This is a genomic window from Clostridium sp. AF32-12BH (assembly GCF_003477935.1).
Classification (GTDB): Bacteria; Bacillota; Clostridia; order Lachnospirales; family Lachnospiraceae; genus Brotaphodocola.
In genome coordinates, this window is the sequence record NZ_QUEH01000009.1 from 53,977 (window position 1) to 76,921 (window position 22,945).

The following is a 22,945-nucleotide window of genomic DNA, read 5'->3' on the forward strand; positions in this document are numbered from 1 at the left end:
TCTCATAGAATTATACAACAACCATGGAAATTAATCTAGTTTTTTATCAGTTCTGCCGATAAAAATTTCAGACCCTCTTCCCCTTTGGTGATCGTCACCTCGTCGCCTGCTTTTACCTGTCCGTCCAGAACTGCTTCTGCAAGACCATCCTCTAAAAGATTCTGGATCGCACGGCGCAGCGGACGTGCACCATATTTCTCATCGTAACCTTTTTCTACCAGATACGCTTTTGCAGCGTCATCGACAGTCAGCTTTAAGTTCATCTGGGTCAGGGTCCGTCTGCAGATGCCTTTCAGCATAATATCCACGATCTCTTTCATATGATCCTGGGACAGCTGGTGGAATACGATGATCTCGTCAATCCGGTTCAAAAATTCCGGTTTGAACATTCGCTTGACTTCTTCCATGACACGCTCTTTCATGAAACGGTAGCGTTCCTTCGCATCGTCATTGGATGCAAAACCAAGCCGCTTCGGAGCAATGATGTTCTCCGCACCTGCATTGGAAGTCATGATGAGTACCGTATTCTTAAAATCGATCTTCCTGCCCTGGGCATCGGTAATGTGACCATCATCCAGCACCTGAAGCAGAATATTGAATACATCCGGATGTGCTTTTTCAATCTCATCGAACAGAATAACGGAGTACGGATTCCTCCGCACTTTTTCGCTGAGCTGACCGCCTTCCTCATATCCGACATATCCTGGCGGGGACCCGATCATCTTGGAGACACTGTGTTTCTCCATATACTCCGACATATCAACCCGGATCAATGCGTTCTCCGTACCGAACATCGCTTCTGCCAAAGCCTTGCAAAGCTCTGTTTTTCCGACACCGGTCGGTCCCAGGAATAAGAAGGAACCGATCGGACGCTTCGGATCTTTTAAACCGACTCTTCCGCGGCGGATTGCTTTCGCAACTGCCGTCACGGCTTCTTTCTGACCAACCACCCGCTCATGCAGAATGGATTCCAGCTTTCTGAGCCGTTCCGATTCCTCTTCTGCCAGCTTGCGCACCGGGATCTTCGTCCATCCGGAAACCACATCCGCAATCTCACCTTCCCCGACGATCAGCTTTTTGGATGTTTTTTCCTTCTGCCATTTTTCCCGGATCTTTTCGATTTTTTCCCGTTTTTTCTGCTGACGTTTTTTGATATCGCCGGCCTTTTCGTAAGCCTCTGCCTTAATTGCCTGCTCCTTCTGCGTTTCCAGTTTTTCAATATCCTCTGTCAGGGTTTTGATCTCAGCCGGCTCCACATAGGTAGTCAGACGGATTTTGGAAGCTGCTTCATCGATTAAATCAATGGCTTTATCCGGAAGGAAGCGGTCACTGATATAGCGCGCGGAAAGACGCACGGCTGCAGTCAGGGCTTCATCGGTAATGGTAACTCTGTGATGCTCCTCATATTTCGGGCGCAGTCCCTTTAAGATCTCAATGGACTGTTCTTCCGTCGGTTCCTCTACCACAACCGGCTGGAAGCGGCGCTCCAGTGCTGCATCCTTCTCGATGTATTTGCGATATTCTTCTCTGGTCGTTGCACCGATCAGCTGGATCTCTCCGCGCGCAAGGGACGGTTTTAAAATATTGGAAGCATCGATCGCTCCCTCTGCTCCGCCTGCACCAATGATCGTATGGATCTCATCCAGGAACAACAGCACATTGCCATCTTCTGTCACCTCGGAAATGACCTTTTTAATGCGTTCCTCAAACTCTCCGCGGTACTTGGAACCAGCCACCATTCCAGAAAGATCTAACGTCATAACACGCTTATCCGCAATGGTTTCCGGAACACTGCCGCCAGCGATCATCTGCGCCAGCCCTTCTACTACAGCAGTCTTACCGACACCAGGTTCACCGATCAGACATGGATTGTTCTTGGTTCTTCTGCTTAAAATCTGAACCACGCGCTGGATTTCCTGTTCCCGTCCGATCACTGGATCCAGCTTTCCTTCTCTGGCAAGCTTCGTCAAATCGCGGCTAAAACTGTTTAAAACCGGTGTAGAAGAACTGCTGTCTTTTCCGCTTCTGGATGACTGAAGTTCTTCCTTCGCGTCCGCCCCGTCTTCGCCCATGGCACTGCACAGATCCACATAAAGCTTCTGCAGGCTTACATCCATGGTATTGAGCAGACGGACTGCAGCGCAGTCACTTTCCCGGATCATCGCGATCAGCAGATGTTCGGTTCCGATAAGCGGTGCTTTAAAACGGACGGCTTCCCGGTAGCTCTGATTCAGCACCCGCACTGCACCCGGAGTATATACTGTCTCTCCGATGGTCCCAACATTCTGATTGGGAAAGATCAGCTGACTGATCAGTTCCTTCACCTTCTCGGCTTTGACATCATTTGCCTCCAGGACTCTTGCAGCGACGCCTTCCCCCTCCATGAGAAGGCCGACGAGAAGATGCTCTGTTCCCACATAATTATGCCCAAGCTCATTCGCTGCCTGGGTAGACAGCGCAATGGCATTCCAGGCCTGTTCCGTAAAACGATTTCTGTCTATCAAATTCAGGTCCTCCTTGTATCTAGATCTATCGCTTTGTTACTGTTTACGTATTGCGCAGGCAGCAACAGAATTTCTTGCAGTATAGAAACCCATATCCTGTAACTGTTTTTATGGAAGCAGTTTTGGCAGTTCCGACCTCAGGTAAGACGCTCTTGCCATTTCCAGTTCTTCTCTTCCCAGTGGCCTGGTAGAAAGTTTCTGAAGGTTTGCCGGCTGGATTCCTAACATCAGACGATACACGGCACAGGGTTCTTCCATGCGGATTACCCCGTCTGCGCATCCTGCCATAAGGCGTGACAGAAGAATCATGGCTTCTTTCATGGTCAGCTTTCTGGCATACTTTAAAATACCATAGGCACGGCAGGCATCGTCCTCCCGGGATGTGCGGTTTTTATCCAGCGCAAGTTTTCGCATCTGCTCCTCCTGCGTTGTCAGCTGCAGTGCCACCTTCGCGACCATATCCAGAATTTCTTTTTCTGTCATGCCAAGCGTTTTCTGGTTGCTGACTTCAAAAAGCGCTCCACAGTTTTCTTCGCCTTCCCCATACATTCCTTTTACCGATGCACCGAACCGGGTCATCTCTGTCACCATGCCATTAAACCGCTTGCTCTGGGACAATAGCGGCAGGTGCAGCACCACCGACGCGCGAAGACCGGTTCCGACACTGGTTGGAAATGACGTCAGATAGCCATACTTTTCGTCGTACGCGTAGGGAAAACGCTCATTTAAATAATCATCGATCTGATCTGCCTGTTTCCAGAGTTCATCCAGATGAAGTCCCGATGCAAACAGCTGGATACGGACATGGTCGGTACCATTCAGTACAATTCCCACTTTCTCATCGTCCGATACCATAACGCCTGCCGGTGCTTTTCCGGAAGCGATCGTTGCATTAAACACACGTCTTTCCCGAAGTGCCCTGCGGTCCAGATCACTTAACTCCTGAAGTCTTGCCTGTTCATAATGACGTCCATCGGCACTTCCCAGATCCTTTAAGCCGTCCTCAAGCCGTCCGATCATTTCATCTGCCTGTTTTTCCGTCAATCTGGATGGGAACGCGTAATCTTCCAGGTTCCGGACCAGACGCACGCGGCTGCAGATCACGGCTGGTCTCGCAAGGTTTACTTTCTCAAACCATTTCATCATGCCTGCGCCTCCTTCAATGCCCGGATCTGATCGCGGTATTTCGCTGCTTCTTCATACTCTTCCCTTCGCACTGCTTCACGTAGTTTGGATTCCAGCTGCCGGAGCTGCATTTCTGCTGCAGATTCCGCACCTGTTTCTGCTTTCATTTCCGTTTCACCAGCAAAGAGCCCTGTTTTTTCTTCCACCCGTTCCTTACCCTCTTCAGACTGGTCGGATGAAGTCAGATGAAATGGATCTGCCTTGATCTTCTGGAATTTGGGATGTTTTCCGGTATGGCGGACATTTCCCTGCAGTTGTTTTATTTTATCGTTGATCAGAAGATCAAAAACACTGTAACAATCCGCGCAGCCAAAGCGGCTGTTTTTCACAAAATCATCGTAACTGGTGCCGCACGTCGGACAGACAATCTGACTGGTTTTCTCTTCCTCATCCGCTCCGCCGGGAACGCCCAAAAGTCCGGACAACAGTTTTCCTAATGGAAACTCCCCCTCAAAAATAGCGGAATACGGTCCAAAGTCCATTTCCTTTGCGCACTGGGCGCAATAGTTATGCTCCGTGCGCACTCCGTTTGCAATTTCTGTATACTGAATATTTGCTTCTCTTATTTTACAACGCTCACATAACATGGCACTTCCTCCATATTTGTTTCATAAACAGATTCCTTACGTTTCACTGCCCTGTGTATAGCAGTCATAGATTTCATCTACCAGATCATGAACTTCTTCCCTGGAAATATTTTTACAGACACTCCGTGCCAGGAGCACAGAAAGTTCCTCCCGCAGACGTTCAATCGACCGGATCTTATCGATATCCAGCGCGATCACCGCTCCCCGCCGACGGTCCAGCTTGATAAAGCCCTCCTGTTTTAATACCGTGTAGGCTTTATTTACTGTATGCATATTAATTCCAATATTATCCGCAAGCTGGCGGACGGACGGCAGGGAATCCCCCTCATGAATCCGGTCTGTGGCAATGCCCATAATAATCTGATTCCTGAGCTGGATGTAAATTGCCTCGTCACTTTCAAAATCAATCTTAATGATCATGTATTCACCATCTTTCGCATTCTCTGTTATAGAAATTATATAACAGTATTATAGCAAAAAAAGCGGCGAAGTCAATACACCGCTTTTTTTGCATCCGAAATCTCAGGATTTTTAAAGTTCATCATCCAGGTCAAACACTTCAAAGTCGTCATCTTCTGCAGCCTGATCCTTTGCCGGTTCCTGTTTTTCACTCTGAGCCGATTCGTCTGTCTCAGCTACACTTGCTGCAAGCTGTTTCTTTACCTGATCCAGCTGTACGTCTGCGTCTTTTTGGGGATCCGGGAGATACTCTTCTGCATCGGAAATTTCCAGTTCGTCGTCTTCCGGACCGTAATCTTCCTCGTATTCATCCTCTTCGCCCATCATGTAACGCTCTTCTTTGCTTGGTTTGTGTCCGCCTTTGTGGATTTCTTTACCAGATTTTCGACTCTTCTTTTCCGGCTCTTCTTCCTGATCATCATAATCAGAAGAATCATATCCGTTCTTCTGCATGGATCTGTTTCCTTTTCCTCTCCGGCTGACCAGAAGCAGAATCAGAAGAATCACAGCCACTACGGCAACTGCGATCAGAGCCATTCTTGCCATGTTGTAATCGTCTACCAGCGCATTATAACGGGTTGTTACATCCTGCAGTTCCAGACTCTGTGCATTGCCCTCAGAACTCTGCTCGAAGTAGCGCTGAATGGTCTTGTCAGTCAGGTCATAGCGGTAGAAGCTGACAGTTCCATTCTCACTTACACCGTAGAAAATGCAATACTCCGGCTGGCTTCCCTGTGTATCCGGAACCCATCCCTGTACTTTCGTCTCGCCGATCGTGATCGAAGTCTCCTTCATGCCATACGGAACCGCTACATCGGCCGGAAGTGCTGCGATGCCGATCTTGAGCGGGGTTCTGGATGCTTCAAGTTCTGCAAGGACCTCCAGGTTTTCTGCCGCTGTTGTTTCTTCTGTCTGTCCGCCCTCTGCAAGGCTCTCTCCGCCCTCTATACGGTTTACTAAGATCGTATAGGTACGGGTCGTGGAACCGTCTTCTGCGGTAACCGTGCAGGTTACGGTATTTTCGCCATCCTGAAGTTCTGTTCCGCTTAATGCTACCGTTGCCTTATCACTTGCCGGAACTGCACTTACAGTAAGTTTTTCCGTATCCAGACTTACAGATGCACTGTAGCTGTCCACATCTGCACTGAATGCCGGACTTAAGGTTCCCGGGGAAATCTGCAAAGAAGACAGGGAAGCATCGGTGGAAGCGGATGCTGCCGTGCTTCCGGCATTGATGGTTACGGAAGAACTTCCGAGCTGGGTAATATCCAAAAGCTGTTCATCCGCATCGTATCCCTCGTAATCCGTTACCTGGATCTTACTGCTTCCTGCTTTCAATGCCTTAAAATGTAATGTTGAGGCAGATTCACTGGTCCCACTGACACTTCCAAGCACACGAATGGCACCGTTTCCACCGCTTACATCCGGCTCACCGCCCACAAATTCCATCGCACTGGAATCATAAGAAAGCATTACAACCGTCTTGCCAATCTTTTCCCCTGTTGTACAGGTAAATTTTACATTTACAGTAAATTCACTTCCCACCTCGGCGGTAGGATCGGAAAACGCAATTCTCGCATTTCCCGCAAAACTCTGGAATGGTATCGCTACAGCAAGCATAAGTACCATGGCAAACCGGATCCAGATCTGTTTCCAATTTTTATTCATAATTGTCTGCTATCTCCTGTTTTCATTTCAGGAATGAGCGTCCCAAACCATCCTGGTCGCTCATTCCCATGTTTTCATATGTTACGGTTCCCGCTTTACGGCAAACAGCCCTTCCGGTCACCTGAAAAATCCTACCCGTGTACAGTGACACTAATTGCCTCCCGGACTTGAAAATGTTACAACTCCTGTACCGGAAGAAGAACCGGAATTCGGGGAAGCACCGGCTGCCTGACCGCTCGAGGTTCCGCTTGGTCCTGCAGTGATCACACCGGAAGAAGTACTTCCACCGGAAGTGCCTGCTGAACTGCTTCCAGGTCCTCCAACCGTTACACTGGAGGAACCGCTGGAAATGCCGCTTCCTAGTCCGCTGTTGTAGGTCGGACCACCGGCCTGACGGACAACATGGATCGTGTAGGTGCGTTCTGCACCATTTTCTGCCCTTACCACAACAGATATCTCATTGATACCACTGGAAAGGGAAACATTACCATTGCCGCGTACCGATGCCTTGGAATCGATTGCCGACGCACTTACCGTAACATTGGATACGGAATGATCCACGATCAGATCGTAGGAGTACGTATCACGGTTAAAGGTCGGAGTTAAAGTGAAGCCTTCCACACCCAGACCATTCAGCTTGTTATTCGGGCTGCCGCTTAAGGTAGGCTGCGGACACGGAGTATCCGGCATATTGTTGTAGACCGGAATTTTAAAGTTCAAAGCCGTACTCTTCTGTTTGGCTGTAAAACCTTCTGCAAAAATAGATCCTTCGGAAGCTGCGCCATCTACATTGGTCATATACTGGTGTTTGTAGATGTTGGATCCCTGAACATTATACTTTTTCAGATAAAGCGTATCCTGTCCGGCTTTCACGTAGTTCGTCCCATAGAACTGGGCACCACCGGCAATCGAGCTTTCCGGTGTCGTCCACGGTCTGCCGTAAGTTCCGCTCTGGGATGCATACCATAAACCTCTCTGCACGGCGCCCATACCATCCGAAGCATAAGCACCTACATTGAAGTAATTGTAATAACCGGTGTATCCGGCGTAATTTCCGGAAATAGAATTTCCGGTTCCATTTCTGCCCTGCTCCTGAATGATCATGGCCGCGATCACATAAGGGCTGACACCGGAACTCTGCGCCGCGCTCATGATCGCATCTGTATAGCTGACGCCAGAGGAAGCCTGGCTTCCCGAAGAGGAAGGTGTCTGTGCTGCCTGGGATGTCCCAGATGTCTGCGGACTTCCTGCTGTTTGGGATGGCTGTGCAGATCCCGAAACATTTGCAGCAGAAGAACTTCCTGCATTACCAGAAGCTGCGCTTCCCGGTGCCACGCCAATTACAACACTGGATGCCACAAGTTCTGCCTTATTTTTCGTGATGGATGCGCTCGGACCTTCCAGACGGACCTGCGGAGCACTGCTCGTTCCGGATGACTGACTGCTATTTCCAGAACTGCTGCTTCCCGGTGACGCAGAAGTGATTCCGGAATTTCCAGTTCCAGCAGCTGCACTGGCGCCAGAACTTCCTGTACCCGGAGAAGATGAGGTTGTTCCGGAAGTTTTTCCGCCGGACACTCCCGGCCCAACCGTAATCACATTGGAAGAACCCGAAGAAGAACTGCTTCCCGACGTGTTATTTCCGGAAGAACTACTTCCTGACGCCGACGCTCCAGTGCGGATATTTCCTTCCATAAAAGTTCCGGTCAGCATAGACTGAAGGCCGTCTTTTGTGTGAAGGGACGAATTATAGCTTTGATCCAGAAACTGGAATACATTCACTTCATCCAAAAAGTTCCGGGGATCCATGTAATAACTGATAATCTCCGTAGAAGCAGCTACCCAGGTGCTTCCGTCAAAGCCGGTCCAGGTTCCGGAATCCCAGTTATAGGCTCCATCCGCCAGTGATTTATAGGAAGAAATGCTGTTGGTATGTACCAGATTTCGTCCGAGAACTCCTTCATTCTGAATGACGGTGTTCCAGTCAAGTCCGGTTTTTACTGCAGTAAACGTCCAGTTTGGATACTGGGCATGAATCTGCCGCAATCCAGTTTTATAAGACTCCGGAAACCCCTGTGCCGAAAGCTGTGATTCAAAGCCGGAATCGTGGCTGTATGACACCGGAAATTTCACATAAGTGCTCAAAACATATCCGATCTGTGTGGTACCTCCGTTTGTAAAGCGGATCTGGTACCAGGTTTTTCCGTCAGAAGCCGCCTGCTCCCCCACTACCGTGACCGCAGAACCTTTTCCTAATTTTCCAATAGAAGAATAGGAAGTTCCCGCTCCGCTGCGGACATTTAAGCTGGAAGCATTGATCGTAGCAGAACGTTCCTGTGCATATGAGGAAAACTGCAGCAGCTGGTTCACAGAAGGCATCTGCACGCAAAGCGCAAGGCCCAATACCGCAGCCAGACCTTTTTTCAAGGTTTGTTTTTTCATTTGATAATCTCCTTAGTATCGCTTTTTGCCTGTTTTCAAAAATCACAAATCATAACCGGCAAATTTACGCTACATTACATTATAATGACAAAATCCGCCCTAGTCAACGGAAAGCACAGAAACTTCAAAGAATCGCAAAAAATTGTAAGAATTAAAGACAAAGACAGACCCAAAAACCGTTTTCGCAGTTTCCGGGCCTGTCTGAAATCAATCATTACTGTTCATGTATCCATGTCCAGTAAATAAATATTATATTAAACCGGGTATGCTTTGCTCTCGGTATCTGCTACGGTAGCGTCAACCTTGGTCTGCTGAGCCTCTCTGTATTTGAAGAACTCTTCTGCTACCTTCGGGAACAGAGCGTAGGAAAGGACATCCTCATCCTGCTGCTTCCACTGAGCACACTCTTTCTCAAACTGCGGCAGCTGCGGAGCAATCAGGTCTGCAGGTCTGCAGGTGATTGGGGTCTCGTCACCGATGATCTTCTTCTGTACTTCCGGATTGAACGGTTTTACAGTCTGACCGAACTCGCCAAGCATGATCTTCTTGGACTCCTTCGGAACCAGTTTGTAGCGCTCGCCGGAGATAACGTTCATAACAGCCTGGGTACCAACGATCTGGGAAGACGGGGTAACAAGCGGCGGCTCACCGAAGTCCTTACGAACGCGCGGGATCTCCTCCAGAACCTCCTGGTATTTATCTTCCTTACCAGCCTCTTTTAACTGACTAACCAGGTTGGACAGCATACCGCCCGGAACCTGATAACGAAGGGTCTTGATATTAACGCCCAGTACCTTCGGGTTTAACAGACCGGTTTTCAGAGCCTCTTCCCGAATCGGTGCGAAGTAATCGGTGATCTCAGCAAGCTTGTCCTGGGATAAGCCGGTATCGTACGGAGTTCCCTTGAAGGTCTCTACCATAACCTCGGTTGCCGGCTGGCTGGTACCAAGTGCCAGCGGAGACATTGCGGTATCGATGATGTCGCAGCCTGCCTCTACAGCCTTTAAGTAAGTCATGGAAGCTACACCGGAGGTGTAGTGGGTATGCAGGTCGATCGGCAGCTCGGTAGACTCTTTTAATGCGCCAACCAGCTCCTGTGCTGCATACGGGGTTAACAGACCAGCCATATCCTTGATACAGATGGAATCTGCACCCATATCTTCGATTCTCTTTGCGATGTCTTTCCAGTAATCCAGGGTGTAAGCATCACCCAGGGTGTAGCACAGTGCGATCTGAGCGTGTGCCTTCTCTTTGTTTGCTGCCTTTACAGCGGTCTGCAGGTTGCGCAGGTCGTTTAAGCAGTCGAAAATACGGATGATATCGATACCGTTTGCAACGGATTTCTGCACAAAGTACTCTACTACGTCATCTGCATAGTGGTTGTAACCCAGAATGTTCTGGCCACGGAACAGCATCTGTAATTTTGTGTTTTTAAATCCGGCTCTTAACTTTCTCAGTCTCTCCCACGGATCCTCTTTCAGGAAACGAAGGGAAGCATCGAAGGTAGCGCCGCCCCAGCACTCTACTGCATAATAGCCAATCTTATCCATTTTATCGATGATCGGAAGCATCTGCTCGGTGCTCATTCTGGTTGCGATCAGGGACTGATGAGCGTCACGCAGGACAGTCTCAACGATCTTAACCGGTTTTTTCTGAATCTCAGCCATGATTCTTTACCTCCAAATTTATATGTTGCGGCAACTTTATATTGCTGCAGCAAGAAATGATTGAATTTTAAACGCCGAAAATTGCCATGAATGTACCGGCTGCAACTGCAGTACCGATAACACCTGCTACGTTCGGGCCCATTGCATGCATCAGCAGGAAGTTCGTCGGGTCTGCCTCAGAACCAACCTTCTGGGATACACGGGCTGCCATCGGCACTGCAGATACACCTGCGGAACCGATTAACGGGTTTACCTTACCGCCTGTAAGCTTGCACATGATCTTACCGAAGATAACGCCGGCTGCGGTACCTACTGCAAATGCTACCAGACCCAGGGCAACGATCTTTAAGGTGGTTACCTTTAAGAAAGCCTCTGCACTGGTGGATGCGCCTACGGAAGTACCAAGCAGGATAACTACGATGTACATCAGGGCATTGCTTGCGGTCTCGGACAGCTGTTTTACAACGCCAGACTCACGGAACAGGTTACCAAGCATTAACATACCAACAAGCGGTGCGGTAGTCGGCAGAATCAGGCAGACTACTACGGTTACGATAACCGGGAACAGGATCTTCTCCAGCTTGGAAACCGGACGAAGCTGATCCATCTTGATCTTACGCTCTTCTTCTGTGGTCAGAGCCTTCATGATCGGCGGCTGGATGATCGGAACCAGCGCCATGTAGGAGTAAGCTGCTACTGCGATCGGTCCCATGAACTCAGACTGTCCAAGCTTACCTGCAAGGAAGATGGAAGTCGGGCCGTCTGCTCCACCAATGATGGAGATAGCTGCTGCTGCCTTATCATTGAAGCCCATGAAAATTGCAAGGAAATATGCACTGTAGATACCAAACTGAGCTGCTGCGCCAAGCAGGAAGCTCTTCGGGTTTGCGATCAGCGGGCCGAAATCGGTCATTGCGCCGACACCCATGAAAATCAGAGACGGAAGGATACTCCACTCATCCAGAATGAAGAAGTAGTGAAGAAGTCCGCCTACGCCATTGGACATATCTTCCGGGTTAGCCATAATATCCGGGTAGATATTAACTAACAGCATACCAAACGCAATCGGAACCAGTAAGAGCGGCTCGAATCCTTTTCTGATTGCCAGATACAGGAACACGAATGCCACCAGGATCATGATAAAGTTTCCAAAGGTCAGATTGAAGAATGCGGTCTGCTGAAGAAGATTGGCCAAAGTAGATCCAATATAATCCATTTTAATCCCTCCATGTGGAACTTGCTTTTTGGCAAGCTATTAGTTTAATGTAGCAAGAGTTGCGCCAGCTTCTACTGCGTCGCCTGCTGCTGCATTAATGCTTGCAACGGTTCCATCCTGAGGAGCTACGATATCGTTCTCCATCTTCATAGCCTCGAGAACCATGATCACGTCGCCTTTCTTTACAGCCTGTCCGGCGTTAGCCTTTACTGCCAGAATCTTACCCGGCATCGGAGCGGTTACAACTACAGAACCCTGAGCGCCAGCCGGAGCTGCTGCCTTCGGTGCTGCAGAAGCTGCCTTCGGTGCTGCTGCAACCGGTGCCTGAACTACGCCTGCAGTGGTTCCTTCTTCAACAGTTACATTGTATACATTGCCATTCACAGTAATTGTGTAATTTTTCATGATAAGAATCCTCCTATTCGCTTATGCTCTTTTCCATTTTGCGCCCGGTGCACGTTTGATGGAGCGTACTACCAGGGAGTCGGTTGATGAGTTGGTTGATGCTGCGATAGCCGCAGTGATGACAGCCACCAGTTCCAGATCATCCACAAGCTCTTCCTCTTCTGCTGCCGGTGCTGCCACAGGAGCTGCTGCCGGTGCCGGAGCTGTGTTCTTTGCTTTCACCTTGTTTTCAAAAACGCTGATGAACTTGAAGCAGCTGATCAGGATGCTGATGAAGATCAGTACCAGGAATACAGTACCCATACCAAGTAAAGTATTCATGCCTGCTTTTGCCATGTTCTCGCCTACGGTGTATTCCGGGCTGAAGGTCAGGCTGACCGGGTTTAAGTTCTGGCTCTGCGGATCCATGGTGTAGAATGCTTTGAACTCTACATTGCGGTTCTCAAACTGTGCCTGAACCACACATACATACTGGTCATCCTCACCAAGCTCGGTGTCAGAGGAAAGGATGCTTACGAATGCGCCGGTGTCTTTCATAACACCGATCCAGGAAGTCAGGCCGCTCGCAAGGCCATCCTCACCCTGTTTGATCAGGCCGGTCTCAGACTCCTCTGCTGTGGCCTCGTCCATCTCGGCAATGGTCTGGAGCAGGTTTTCCGAGATCTGAGAAATGTAGGAAGCTGTCTGCGGATCCATAGTTTCTGCCTCAGCAGCATTCTTGTTGGAGCATGCGGACAGAGCAAAGAGGCTGACTACCATGCTTAACACTAACAAAACTCGTTTCATATACTGTTTCATATATTTGTCACCTCATTCTAAACCGTTCCATGTTTTCTGTCCGGACGATCCTCTCTTTTGGTAAACAGCATCTCGAATGCTGCGATCACACGTTTTCTGGTGTCACATGCCTCGATGATATCGTCTACATATCCTCTCTTTGCCGCTGCCAGTGCGCTGGACTGCATCTCGCGGTATTCAGCCGCCTTCTCATTGATGAGTGCAACGGAATCCTCTGCTTTTGCGATCTCGTCTGCATACATGATCTTTGCTGCTGCAGAAGCGTCCATCATGCCGATGGAAGCGTTCGGCCATGCATAAACCACATCTGCACCGATGGACTTGGAGTTCATGGTCAGGTAAGCAGTACCATATGCCTCGCCGACAACAACGGTTACCTTCGGAACGCTTGCATTTGCGAAAGCATAGGTTAAGCGGCCTGCGCTCTTTGCGATGCGGCGCTCGGTGCACTTGCATGCCTTGTAGCCCTTTACGTTCACCAGGGTTAAGAGCGGGATGTTGAATGCGTCACAGAAGGAAACAAACTTTGCAGCTTTCTCAGCGCCATTAGCGGAAAGAACTGCGTCAAACTCGTCTTCCTTCACGCCGTCTGCTGCGTAAACAGCAGTGCGGTTTGCAACGCAGCCTACGGTGGTTCCGTTCAGACGGATGAAGCCGGTTACCATAGACTTATCATAGTTTTTCTTAACCTCTAAGAAGAAGTTATCGTCAGAGATCTGTGCCAGTGCCAGGTCGGTAGCGCCTGCACAGTTCTCAAGATCGGAGCATACACGGTTTAAATCGTCGGTGCACTCGCTGTAGGACATGTCGTCCTCGTTGTTTGCCGGAAGAATGGTTACCAGGGCACGGATCTGGGATAAGATATCCTCCTCGCTTCCGGTAAAGTCCACAAGGCCGGTTTCCTCGCTCTGGAATGCTGCGCTGGAAGTGTCGCACTTCTCAACACGGTTTCCATCGATTGCGTTCGGAGAATTTACAAATAATTTTGCGTTCTTCTCTTCCATAAAAATAAAGTCAGACATAGCAGATGCAACTGCCATACCGCCGCCGCAGGTACCAAAGATAGCGGAGATCTGCGGAACTACGCCGGATGCCAGGGTCTGGCTTAAATACATCTCGCCAAAGCCGTTTAAAGCGTCGGTTGCTTCCTGCAGGCGAAGACCTGCACAGTCAACCAGTCCGATGACCGGTGCGCCCATCTTTACTGCCATGGAATAGATGTTGGAAATTTTCTTTGCGTGCATCTCGCCTAAGGAACCGCCCAGTACGGAAGCGTCCTGGCTGTACACATACACAAGGTTTCCTTCGATGGTACCGTAACCGGTGATTACGCCATCTGCCGGAGTCTCCTTAGCAGCCATGTTAAAATCAGTGCTTCTTGCTGTAATGTAAGCGCCAACTTCAACAAAACTGTTCTCATCAAGTAATGCGTTGATTCTGTTACTTGCTGATGTTTGATTACTCATTTTGCAATCCTCCATTTTGAAATATTTGACGATCGCTTTTCCTCCTCTTTTGTATTGTTAAGAGAAAGACAAACTATCGTTTAGTAAATCCAATTTCTGCCGATTATAATAATATAATGTCATCGAATAAAATTCAAGTATTTTTGAATTTTTTTTTACAAAGCATGCATGGACCAGAATTTTATAACCTGGCTCAGGCAGTAATACAAATTCCAGGCGTCTGCTCCGTCCTTTGCCCGGTAGCTGCTCTGTCCAATTCGGATTCCATTCAGGCTGTAATACACATTTCCAATTCCATCCCCTGCCTTCACCGGAGCTTCCAGTGCCTGTTTTAAGACATATTCTGCTTCAGGCTGTTCATTCTCCGCTACCAGAAGCCGAAACGTTTTCTTCTGCCTGGGGCTGTCAGAAACCGCATAAATCCAGTCTTTTCCGGCACCATTTTCCAAAGGGACTCGGATCTGCTTTTCCTCAAACGCAAATTCCCGGTAGAAATACTGCTCCTTTCCATAGCGATACAGCCGTCTTACATCCTCCCACTTCCAGGTTTTATGCGGAGGCCAGCCGCAGCCCAGAAGCGAGATAATAAATTTTCGCTCCCCGTCCGACAGCTCTGTCACATAACAGTATCCGGCTCCGCCTGTAAAACCAGTCTTTCCGCTCACAGCCTCTGCCGTCATATCCAGCAGTGCGTTATGGTTTATACAATGATAGGAGTTCCGTTTTGCCCGATCCGAAAAAACATGGGTTTTGCAGCGCGTTATCGTTAAGAATTCATCATGCTTTGGCGATAATTCGGTACAGTACCGCATGATCTTTGCCAGTTCTTCCGCCGTCGTGCTGTGCCGGATCACTTCTCCGTCCGCTGCCTTTTTCTCTTCATCCAGCCCGTTTGGTGTCAGAAACACGGTATTCCTGCAGCCGATTTCCCGGGCCTTGCGGTTCATCTCTTCCGCAAATGCTTCCACGTTTCCGCTGATGTGCTCCGCAATCACCACCGCAGAATCATTGTGAGACTCCAGCATCAGGGAATACAAAAGATCCTGAAGCTTCAGCATACTTCCGGCCGGTGCTCCCAGCCTGACTTTCGGCTGTCCGGCCGCCCGTTTTGAAACCTCGCAGAAATCCTCCGGATTCCCAAGTTCTAGCGCAAGAATGCAGGTCATGATCTTGGTGGTGCTGGCCATAGGCCGGATCTGATGCTCGTCCTTTCCATATAAAATGCGGCCGCTGTCCGCATCCATCAGCACTGCACTCTGGGCATGCAGGGAAAACGCATGTATATTCTCCCCGGCACCGTTCTGCACTGCTTGCCCTGTTTCCTGTGCCGCAGGCATTCCGCTTTGCACCACCTGTACATTTCCAGCTGCCCTCCATGGATCCGGCTGCGGGTGCTCACTCCCCCACACCGCAAAGCCAATGCTGATTCCGGTCATCAGACCGATGATCCGGTTTCTCTTTTCTTTTCTCTTCAATCCATACACCCCGCTTGTTATCACACTGTCTCTCTATCCTATTCTGGTAAATTTTCGGATATTCTGCTATGATAGAAGCCAGATAACTACTCACCAGGTCTGCGCACTACACAGATCCAGGAAGATGCCTTTGAACAGATGAGCCTGTTTGAAGACGAACACGCAAAGAAAATGCGGGCCATGGAAAAAAGCGGTAGATGCCATACGCGGACGATTCGGAGTTGACAGCGTACAGCGTGCCAGCTTTCTGAGAGAAGACGCACCCACCGAACATGCAGTAAGCCGCCAGAAACACCTGCACGCCTCATCCCGCCAGAACAAAAAGGAGGCCCCTTCATGAAGACACTGCATTACACCTACACGGCTCACACAGACGGCCAGACTGTAGAATCTCTTTTAAAAGAACACGGTTATTCCAAAAGTCTCATCAACCGTATCAAACTGACCAGTGATGGGCTCCTGCTTTGCGGGGAAAAAGTCTACACCACCAGAAAACTTATGGCCGGGGATATTCTTTCTGTCACATTTTCCGAAGACGTATCCTCTGAACACATTATTCCAGTGCCAATGCCCCTTTCCATCCTTTACGAGGATGACGATCTTATGGTTATTAACAAAGCAGCTAATGTCCCTATCCACCCTTCCCAGGGACATTTTGACAATTCCCTCGCCAACGGACTGGCATGGTATTTTGAAAACAGGCAGGAGCCATTTGTTTTCCGCGCCATCAACCGTCTCGACCGCGATACTACCGGCCTGCTCATTATCGCCAGACATGCCCTGAGCGGCTGCATTCTGTCCGATATGGTAAAACAGCATAAAATCCACCGTACCTATCTCGCTGCCGTAACCGGCGATCTTTCCGGCGCACCGGAGGGTACTATTACTGTTCCGATTGCCCGAGTTCCCGGATCGACCATCGAACGTATGGCGGATCCGCTGCATGGGGAATCTGCCATAACACATTACCGGCTCATCTCCTACTCCCATGAAACGGATTCTTCCCTTCTTGAAATCCGTCTTGAAACCGGACGCACACACCAGATCCGTGTCCATATGAAATACATCGGTCATCCACTGTACGGAGATTTTCTTTACAATCCGGACTACCGGTACTTAAACCGCCAGAGCCTTCATTCCTGGAAACTGTCCTTTCCACACCCGATCACCGGTATCCCCCTGCACTTTACAGCTCCACTCCCGGCGGACATGAAACAGTTTCTTCCTTCCCTGCCGCACACAGCACCATTTTGCATTTAATTCCATACAAATTCTATTAAGAAATCATGTTGAAATAGACAGTTTCCTGCTCTATAATTGAGAATTAGAACACTACTACTCAAAATCATTACAATAAAAGCAAAAATTAAATACTGATACAGGGGATTTAAGTATGGAGACTAAAAAAATAACCAACAGCACCCTCATCAATGGGGTTGCTCTTGGTTTTTCTGTTGCGTTTCTGATTTCTTCGCTGATTGCAGCTGTATACACACACGAAACTGGCAATATTCTTCATGGCTGGTATCTTATCATGACCTCGCCCAGCCCTCTGGTTACCGATTATCTGGAAATCGGTGGACTGCCCAGCGCCATGTTAAACGCCGGAGCCTGCGGTCTGGCCTGCTGGATTTTTATGGTGGGATTGAAAGGCGACTCCCGCCCCAGCACGCTGGCTGGCTACTTTCTTGTTGTAGCCCACTGCTTTTACGGCCTGAACTTTTTAACCATGTGGCCTTGTTTTCTGGCCCCATTTCTTTATCTGCAGTTAAAAAAGCTCGACTTTAAGAGCAACCTCCATGTCTGCATGTTTACCACTTCATTCGGGCCATTTATCGGAGAACTGCTATTCCGCTACACCCAGGACAATTTTGTTTTCGAACATCCAACCCTTACCGTAAGCGGCGTATTTTTAACCATCGCATTTTCAATTATGCTTGGCTTCATCGTACCGGCCATCCTGCCCGGTGCCCATGCATGGCACAAAGGCTACAACCTGTACAACGGCGGCCTGGCCTTTGGCCTTTTCGGCTTCTTCCTGTTTAACTTTTTCTACAACACCATGGGAGTAGACGCATCTGCCAAGCTGACACGTTTCAATCCGGTATATGAGCATTTCGGTCATTCCTTCCAGCTCTATGCCAACTGCTTTTTTCTGATTGTTTTTGGCATCTGCATCCTGGCCGGCTTCCTCTTAAACGGAAAGAGCTTTTCCGGCTACGAAGAGCTGACCCGGGACACCGGATACCAGACTGACTTTGCCACCAAATACAGCATGCCGGTCTGCCTCATCAACATCGGTACCGTCGGTATGTTCTTTTTGTTCTATTTAGACATTATCATGGTCTACACAGAGGGAGCCGGCTTTACCGGTGCCACCATCGGTGTGATCCTTGCTGCCCTGACTTTTACCTGCATGGGACAGCATCCGAAAAACATCTGGCCAATTCTTGCCGGATACCAGCTGCTTTACCTGTTCACTCTGACCATCTGTTACATCAATGGCCGGGAGATCAGCTGGACCATCACCACCCAGGGATACATAAACGGTGTGGCATTCGCCACCGGCCTCTGCCCGATTTCCGGACGGTATGGCAGACGCGCAGGCATCGCGGCCGGTTTTATGTGCGCGTCTATGTGCACGGCAACCAGTGCCCTTCACGGCGGACTGGTGCTTTACAACGGAGGTTTCACCAGTGGCATTACCGCCCTGATCCTTCTGCCGATCCTGGAACATTACATTCCGAAGACAAGAGACTTTATGAACAACAAAAAGCTGCACAAAGAAGATATGATCGCAATCGTTGAGACCTTTAAGACCCACGATTAAAATTATAACGGCACGAAAGGGCTTCGCACACAGGTTTAACCCTGTATGCGGAGCCCTTTTGGATAATGATTCTTCACAGTTCCGGAAACTGCCTTTCCCCAGCCCAGAGGATAATCCTCCATGCAGACTAAGGTCCAGCCGGACAGATCAGCCGGGCCGTTTACTGTATTTCCTTTCAAATAAGCCAGTACCTGTGTGTCATCCCGCTCAAGCCTTAAGACCGATACAGCCTGCTCCGGCTTCAGGTAATGGGAAAGTGCGTGGGACGGCTCAAACCGTTTGGTCTTGAAGGCACCAAGGTGCAGTCCCGGACGCAGAACCCGCAGCCGGTCTAACGCCGGTGTTCCCTCCGGCAGCTGGTATAACTGGTCTCCAAAAAGAATCAGTCGGTCCATACCGGTCTCCAGTACATCATGGCCGGTCGCAGTCAGTGACTTTTTCAGAAATTCTTCCACATAGGAACGTCCTGCCTTTTCATTCCAGTATTTCGGCTGTTTCCGCTTTCTTCCATCTTCCACGGCCCACGTTCCCGCCTTGCGAAGAAGTGCCAGATAATGCCCTTCTCCCTCTGACTTATGGGGCCAGATGCGAAAGGTGTCCTGAAGCTCCTGATTTTTGTTGTGACTCCACTCTGGATGCCCACAGGATAACCCCACCGGCATTTCATCAGCGCCCACACATACCACGGAAAATTCCGGATGGCGCTCCAGGAAAACAGCGATGCCGTCCTCATCTTCCTCTGGCGCAAAGGTGCAGGTGGAATAGACCATTCTGCCGCCCGGTTTTAACATCTCCGCCGCATTGTCCAGAATTTCCTGCTGACGCTCTGCACACAGCTTTACATTGGCCTCGCTCCACTCATTTCTGGCCTGCTCATCTTTCCGGAACATACCTTCGCCGGAGCATGGCGCGTCCACCACCATGCAGTCAAAGAACTCCGGGAAAAAGTTTGCCAGAGTACCGGAATCCTCATTGGTCACAATGACATTGCCAATGCCCATGCGCTCCACGTTCTGGGAGAGGATTTTTGCCCGGGCCGGGTGGATCTCGTTGCTGACCAGAAACCCTTTTCCCTTCAGGTGGGACGCAATATGAGTGGTCTTTCCGCCCGGAGCCGCACACAAATCCAGAACTTTATCTTCAGGTTTCGGATCCAGCAGGGACACTACCGCCATGGCGCTAGGTTCCTGGATATAATAAACACCTGCCTCATGGTAAGGATGGCGTCCCGGACGGCTTTCCCGAGCATAATAGAAGCCTTCCGGGCACCAGGAAACCGGGCGCAGGGAAAACTCGGCCTGGTTTTTTCCGGCAAATTCTGCTGCCGGAACCTTCATGGTGTTGACCCGGAGGCCAAGAGCCCGTTCTTTCTCATAGCTTGCAAGAAAGGCATCACATTCCTCTCCCAGCATAATTCTCATTCTTGTCACAAAGGCTTCCGGAAGTTTCCAGGTTTCCTGCTGTTCCATCGTGTCTCTCCTTTTCCTGTAAATCTATAAAACAAATGAGTGAGGCTTTGAACCAAAGCCTCACTCCACTCTTCACAAAGTGTACAGATACAACTGAGATTCCTGAATTATAAGGTTACCTTATAATCGTCAGAACCTTCTCCGTTTACTACATAGTAAGCAACATTTTCTTCCGGTTTTACATAAACTTCAATGGTTTTGATCTCTGCGCCCTTATGAGCCTCTTCATATGCCTTCACTGCCTTATCCAGAACGTCTTTTACTACGGTCTGCTTGCCAGCGAACTCAATAACTACGCAAGCCTTCGGGTCTGCCTTCTTTGCAGGAGCTTTCTTTGCTGGTGCTTTTTTGGTGGTCTCGACTGGCTTTGCTGCCGGTGCTTCAACAACTGCCTTTACCGGAGCCTCTGCTTTAACCTCTGCTGCAGTGGTCTTAACTTCTGCCTTTACGGACTCAGTCTTCGGTGCCGCTTTTGCTGCTGCCTTAGCTGCGTTTCTTCTTGTTGCCATAGTTCTTATCCTCCTCATTCGATTCCAATTATGGATTGCTCCCCACCGCCCGTTTTTAGACAGACGATGAGGGAATTATAAATCTCTTTCCTGTTTTTGTCAATGTTTTCCGCTTGTTTCCAGGGGGCAAAGCTCGCTTGTTTCCATTTTAGTGCAGAGCGTTCACGATCATCTCCGCTATATACACAGCCACACAGGCACCGATGGAAACCCGGAATAGATTGCCATCGATCCAGGCCAGGATCACGCCTGCCGCAAATCCGACTATTCCCGTGATTTGGTTTCCAGTTGCGGAGAGAATGGACGGAAATGTCATGACGGACAGACTCACATAGGGTACATAATATAGAAAAGACTGAATAAACGGATTTTTGATTTCCTTCCGGATCAGTGTCAGCGGCAGGGCCCGCACGGCATAGATCGTCAGAAACATGACCAGAATGGATGCGTAAATATTATGATTCATGCTGCTCCTCCTTTACCGGGAATAATACCGCTGCCACGGCTGAGATCAGCACCGTCAGCAGAATGATCTGAAAACCCGATGAAATGTTCTTAAGTCCCGGAATGCTCTGGAATAAAAAGCTCACGGTCATGGAAATCGCAACCACTGCGGCAATGATTTTGTCCTTTCTTGCCGGCGGAATCACCACCGCAAGAAACATGCCGTAAATGGCCACGCTCATGGCACTCATAACCGGTGCCGGAAGGATCATGCCAACCACGGCGCCGAGGAATGTACCAAGCACCCAGCCCGGAGCTGCCACACAGGTCGCGCCATACTGGTAAAATGGATTCAGCTTTCCCGGAACCGCCATGGAAATTCCAAAAATCTCATCGGTGACCGCATAAGACATGAAAATGCGGTGAAGAAACGGCCGATTCTGCTGTACCTTCTGGGACAATGCGCTGGACATCAGGAGATACCGCATGTTAATAACCACCGTGGTAATGATCATCTCCATGAAACCGGCTCCTGATCCGATCATGCTGATGGCTGCGAACTCTCCTGCCGACGCTAGCATCAGCGCAGACATCAGGGATGACTGCAGTGCGTTCATGCCCGCTTTTCCCGCTGTAATGCCAAGGGTGAACGCCACGGCAAAATAGCCCAGTCCAATGGGTACGCCATCACGCAGTCCCGCAAGAAAACTTATTTTATCGTTTTGCTGTTCCATTGTAAAACCCCTTCTCAATTTGTAAAAACCGGCTCCATTCTATCTCAGTCCGGGAAGCAAGTCAACCGCGCACGGCCCGGTCTTTGTATTTTTTCCGTTTTTGTATTATAATCCATTTATCACGCAATGCAGAAACCAAGCAGAAAAGAGGATCCCATGACTACCAAAGAACTTCTCTATGTTAAAACCGTGGCAGATGAAAAAAACATTTCCCGGGCTGCAAAAAAGCTTTTTATCGCACAGCCTTCCTTAAGCCAGTCCATCCAGCGTATTGAGGAATCCGTTGGAACCGAGCTTTTCAACCGGACATCCGGCGGCCTGACCCTGACCTTTGCCGGGGAACGCTACTACCACATGGCAATCCAGGTTTTAAAGCTGTACCAGGATTTCGAGATGGAGATCAGCGACATCAATAACTTAAAAACCGGCCGCATCCATCTGGGCACTACCAACCATCTGGGAACCCTGGTACTTCCCAAGGTTCTTCCCCGTTTCCACGGCCTCTGCGCCAATATCGAACTGAACATCAGGGAAGAAAACACAACTGTGCTAGAACAGCTTCTTCTGTCCGGCGAGCTGGACTTCGCCCTGATGCATGCGCCATCTGATCCGACCCAGCATCCGCAGTTCCATTACGACATCATGAAGCGGGACCCCTTTGTTCTGGCCATCGCACCAGATCATCCGTTAACCGCCCTGGCAGAAACCCGGGAAGGATACCCTCACCCGGTTCTGGACATCCGCCTTGCAGCAAAAGAACCCTTTTTGATGCTGCATTCCTCCCAGCGCATCCGCCAGATCACCGATGATGTACTGCGCCGTGCCGGAATTACACGACCACGCATTGCCATGACTCTGCGGAACTTTGAAACGACCCAGCTTCTGGCCGCAAAAGGCATGGGGCTGGCTCTCGTTCCAATGGAATATTCCAGTATCACCCCATCCGGCTTCCCGCCGGTTCTTCTGAGCATTGATGAAAAATATCACGCGTACTGGGAGACCTGCATTACCACCTTAAAAGACGGCTTTCTCTCAAAAGCAGACCAGCTCTTCATCCGCATCGCAAAGGAAGAGCTGGCCTGAACAG

At 49.5% G+C, this 22,945-nt stretch carries 19 protein-coding genes; 3 read left to right on the forward strand and 16 right to left on the reverse strand.

Annotation, left to right across the window (positions count from 1 at the left end):
- Positions 1 to 35: 35 nt before the first annotated feature.
- From DWZ40_RS10500 to DWZ40_RS10555, 12 genes are all read right to left on the reverse strand, one after another.
- On the reverse strand, positions 36 to 2,504 hold the full coding sequence (locus DWZ40_RS10500; protein WP_118542999.1) for an ATP-dependent Clp protease ATP-binding subunit: 2,469 nt from the start codon (positions 2,502 to 2,504) through the stop codon (positions 36 to 38).
- 108 nt (positions 2,505 to 2,612) lie between these two features.
- The gene (locus DWZ40_RS10505) at positions 2,613 to 3,650 is read right to left on the reverse strand and encodes an ATP--guanido phosphotransferase (protein ID WP_118543000.1); all 1,038 of its coding nucleotides are present in this window, start codon (positions 3,648 to 3,650) and stop codon (positions 2,613 to 2,615) included.
- Positions 3,647 to 4,276: a UvrB/UvrC motif-containing protein gene (locus DWZ40_RS10510; RefSeq protein ID WP_118543001.1), complete on the reverse strand. Its 630-nt coding sequence runs from the start codon at positions 4,274 to 4,276 to the stop codon at positions 3,647 to 3,649. Before DWZ40_RS10510 ends, DWZ40_RS10505 begins: the two co-directional genes overlap by 4 nt.
- Positions 4,277 to 4,312: 36 nt before the next feature.
- Entirely contained in the window at positions 4,313 to 4,696 is a 384-nt protein-coding gene (locus DWZ40_RS10515) for a GntR family transcriptional regulator (RefSeq protein ID WP_118543002.1), read from the reverse strand.
- 111 nt (positions 4,697 to 4,807) lie between these two features.
- Positions 4,808 to 6,403, reverse strand: coding sequence for a cadherin-like beta sandwich domain-containing protein (locus DWZ40_RS10520; protein WP_118543003.1), 1,596 nt, complete (start codon positions 6,401 to 6,403; stop codon positions 4,808 to 4,810).
- Between the two features lie 150 nt (positions 6,404 to 6,553).
- The gene (locus tag DWZ40_RS10525; protein ID WP_118543004.1) at positions 6,554 to 8,845 is read right to left on the reverse strand and encodes an SH3 domain-containing protein; all 2,292 of its coding nucleotides are present in this window, start codon (positions 8,843 to 8,845) and stop codon (positions 6,554 to 6,556) included.
- 254 nt (positions 8,846 to 9,099) lie between these two features.
- Positions 9,100 to 10,512: an oxaloacetate decarboxylase subunit alpha gene (locus DWZ40_RS10530; RefSeq protein ID WP_118543005.1), complete on the reverse strand. Its 1,413-nt coding sequence runs from the start codon at positions 10,510 to 10,512 to the stop codon at positions 9,100 to 9,102.
- A 67-nt stretch (positions 10,513 to 10,579) separates the two neighbouring features.
- Positions 10,580 to 11,728, reverse strand: a complete 1,149-nt coding sequence (locus DWZ40_RS10535) for a sodium ion-translocating decarboxylase subunit beta (protein ID WP_118543006.1) — start codon at positions 11,726 to 11,728, stop codon at positions 10,580 to 10,582.
- Between the two features lie 39 nt (positions 11,729 to 11,767).
- Positions 11,768 to 12,133: a biotin/lipoyl-containing protein gene (locus DWZ40_RS10540; RefSeq protein ID WP_118543007.1), complete on the reverse strand. Its 366-nt coding sequence runs from the start codon at positions 12,131 to 12,133 to the stop codon at positions 11,768 to 11,770.
- A gap of 21 nt (positions 12,134 to 12,154) precedes the next feature.
- Positions 12,155 to 12,931, reverse strand: a complete 777-nt coding sequence (locus DWZ40_RS10545; protein ID WP_118543008.1) for an OadG family protein — start codon at positions 12,929 to 12,931, stop codon at positions 12,155 to 12,157.
- A 17-nt stretch (positions 12,932 to 12,948) separates the two neighbouring features.
- Entirely contained in the window at positions 12,949 to 14,397 is a 1,449-nt protein-coding gene (locus DWZ40_RS10550; RefSeq protein WP_118543009.1) for a carboxyl transferase domain-containing protein, read from the reverse strand.
- A gap of 155 nt (positions 14,398 to 14,552) precedes the next feature.
- A complete protein-coding gene (locus DWZ40_RS10555) occupies positions 14,553 to 15,872 on the reverse strand; it encodes a D-alanyl-D-alanine carboxypeptidase family protein (protein WP_118543010.1) in 1,320 nt (439 codons plus the stop codon).
- Positions 15,873 to 16,208: 336 nt separating this feature from the next.
- Here DWZ40_RS10555 and DWZ40_RS10560 point away from each other — a divergent pair, with 336 nt between their 5' ends.
- On the forward strand, positions 16,209 to 17,132 hold the full coding sequence (locus DWZ40_RS10560) for an RluA family pseudouridine synthase (RefSeq protein ID WP_118543011.1): 924 nt from the start codon (positions 16,209 to 16,211) through the stop codon (positions 17,130 to 17,132).
- Positions 17,133 to 17,265: 133 nt separating this feature from the next.
- A complete protein-coding gene (locus tag DWZ40_RS10565) occupies positions 17,266 to 18,702 on the forward strand; it encodes a DUF1576 domain-containing protein (protein ID WP_118543012.1) in 1,437 nt (478 codons plus the stop codon).
- A 35-nt stretch (positions 18,703 to 18,737) separates the two neighbouring features.
- Here DWZ40_RS10565 and DWZ40_RS10570 read toward each other — a convergent pair whose 3' ends face one another.
- From DWZ40_RS10570 to DWZ40_RS10585, 4 genes are all read right to left on the reverse strand, one after another.
- Positions 18,738 to 20,171, reverse strand: coding sequence for an RsmB/NOP family class I SAM-dependent RNA methyltransferase (locus tag DWZ40_RS10570; RefSeq protein ID WP_118543013.1), 1,434 nt, complete (start codon positions 20,169 to 20,171; stop codon positions 18,738 to 18,740).
- Positions 20,172 to 20,278: 107 nt separating this feature from the next.
- Positions 20,279 to 20,680, reverse strand: coding sequence for a DUF6465 family protein (locus DWZ40_RS10575; RefSeq protein WP_243035308.1), 402 nt, complete (start codon positions 20,678 to 20,680; stop codon positions 20,279 to 20,281).
- Positions 20,681 to 20,828: 148 nt separating this feature from the next.
- Positions 20,829 to 21,146, reverse strand: coding sequence for an AzlD domain-containing protein (locus DWZ40_RS10580; RefSeq protein WP_118543015.1), 318 nt, complete (start codon positions 21,144 to 21,146; stop codon positions 20,829 to 20,831).
- On the reverse strand, positions 21,136 to 21,858 hold the full coding sequence (locus DWZ40_RS10585; protein WP_118543016.1) for an AzlC family ABC transporter permease: 723 nt from the start codon (positions 21,856 to 21,858) through the stop codon (positions 21,136 to 21,138). Before DWZ40_RS10585 ends, DWZ40_RS10580 begins: the two co-directional genes overlap by 11 nt.
- A 156-nt stretch (positions 21,859 to 22,014) precedes the next feature.
- Between DWZ40_RS10585 and DWZ40_RS10590 the strand changes: the two genes are divergently transcribed.
- Positions 22,015 to 22,941: a LysR family transcriptional regulator gene (locus DWZ40_RS10590; protein WP_118543017.1), complete on the forward strand. Its 927-nt coding sequence runs from the start codon at positions 22,015 to 22,017 to the stop codon at positions 22,939 to 22,941.
- The last annotated feature ends 4 nt before the right edge of the window (positions 22,942 to 22,945 follow it).

Coding starts and splice junctions, on each gene's coding strand:
- DWZ40_RS10505 (WP_118543000.1), bottom strand. CDS start 3,650: ATGATGAAATGGTTTGAGAAAGTAAACCTTGCGAGACCAGCCGTGATC.
- DWZ40_RS10510 (WP_118543001.1), bottom strand. CDS start 4,276: ATGTTATGTGAGCGTTGTAAAATAAGAGAAGCAAATATTCAGTATACA.
- DWZ40_RS10515 (WP_118543002.1), bottom strand. CDS start 4,696: ATGATCATTAAGATTGATTTTGAAAGTGACGAGGCAATTTACATCCAG.
- DWZ40_RS10520 (WP_118543003.1), bottom strand. CDS start 6,403: ATGAATAAAAATTGGAAACAGATCTGGATCCGGTTTGCCATGGTACTT.
- DWZ40_RS10525 (WP_118543004.1), bottom strand. CDS start 8,845: ATGAAAAAACAAACCTTGAAAAAAGGTCTGGCTGCGGTATTGGGCCTT.
- DWZ40_RS10530 (WP_118543005.1), bottom strand. CDS start 10,512: ATGGCTGAGATTCAGAAAAAACCGGTTAAGATCGTTGAGACTGTCCTG.
- DWZ40_RS10535 (WP_118543006.1), bottom strand. CDS start 11,728: ATGGATTATATTGGATCTACTTTGGCCAATCTTCTTCAGCAGACCGCA.
- DWZ40_RS10540 (WP_118543007.1), bottom strand. CDS start 12,133: ATGAAAAATTACACAATTACTGTGAATGGCAATGTATACAATGTAACT.
- DWZ40_RS10545 (WP_118543008.1), bottom strand. CDS start 12,931: ATGAAACAGTATATGAAACGAGTTTTGTTAGTGTTAAGCATGGTAGTC.
- DWZ40_RS10550 (WP_118543009.1), bottom strand. CDS start 14,397: ATGAGTAATCAAACATCAGCAAGTAACAGAATCAACGCATTACTTGAT.
- DWZ40_RS10560 (WP_118543011.1), top strand. CDS start 16,209: ATGAAGACACTGCATTACACCTACACGGCTCACACAGACGGCCAGACT.
- DWZ40_RS10565 (WP_118543012.1), top strand. CDS start 17,266: ATGGAGACTAAAAAAATAACCAACAGCACCCTCATCAATGGGGTTGCT.
- DWZ40_RS10570 (WP_118543013.1), bottom strand. CDS start 20,171: ATGGAACAGCAGGAAACCTGGAAACTTCCGGAAGCCTTTGTGACAAGA.
- DWZ40_RS10575 (WP_243035308.1), bottom strand. CDS start 20,680: ATGGCAACAAGAAGAAACGCAGCTAAGGCAGCAGCAAAAGCGGCACCG.
- DWZ40_RS10580 (WP_118543015.1), bottom strand. CDS start 21,146: ATGAATCATAATATTTACGCATCCATTCTGGTCATGTTTCTGACGATC.
- DWZ40_RS10585 (WP_118543016.1), bottom strand. CDS start 21,858: ATGGAACAGCAAAACGATAAAATAAGTTTTCTTGCGGGACTGCGTGAT.
- DWZ40_RS10590 (WP_118543017.1), top strand. CDS start 22,015: ATGACTACCAAAGAACTTCTCTATGTTAAAACCGTGGCAGATGAAAAA.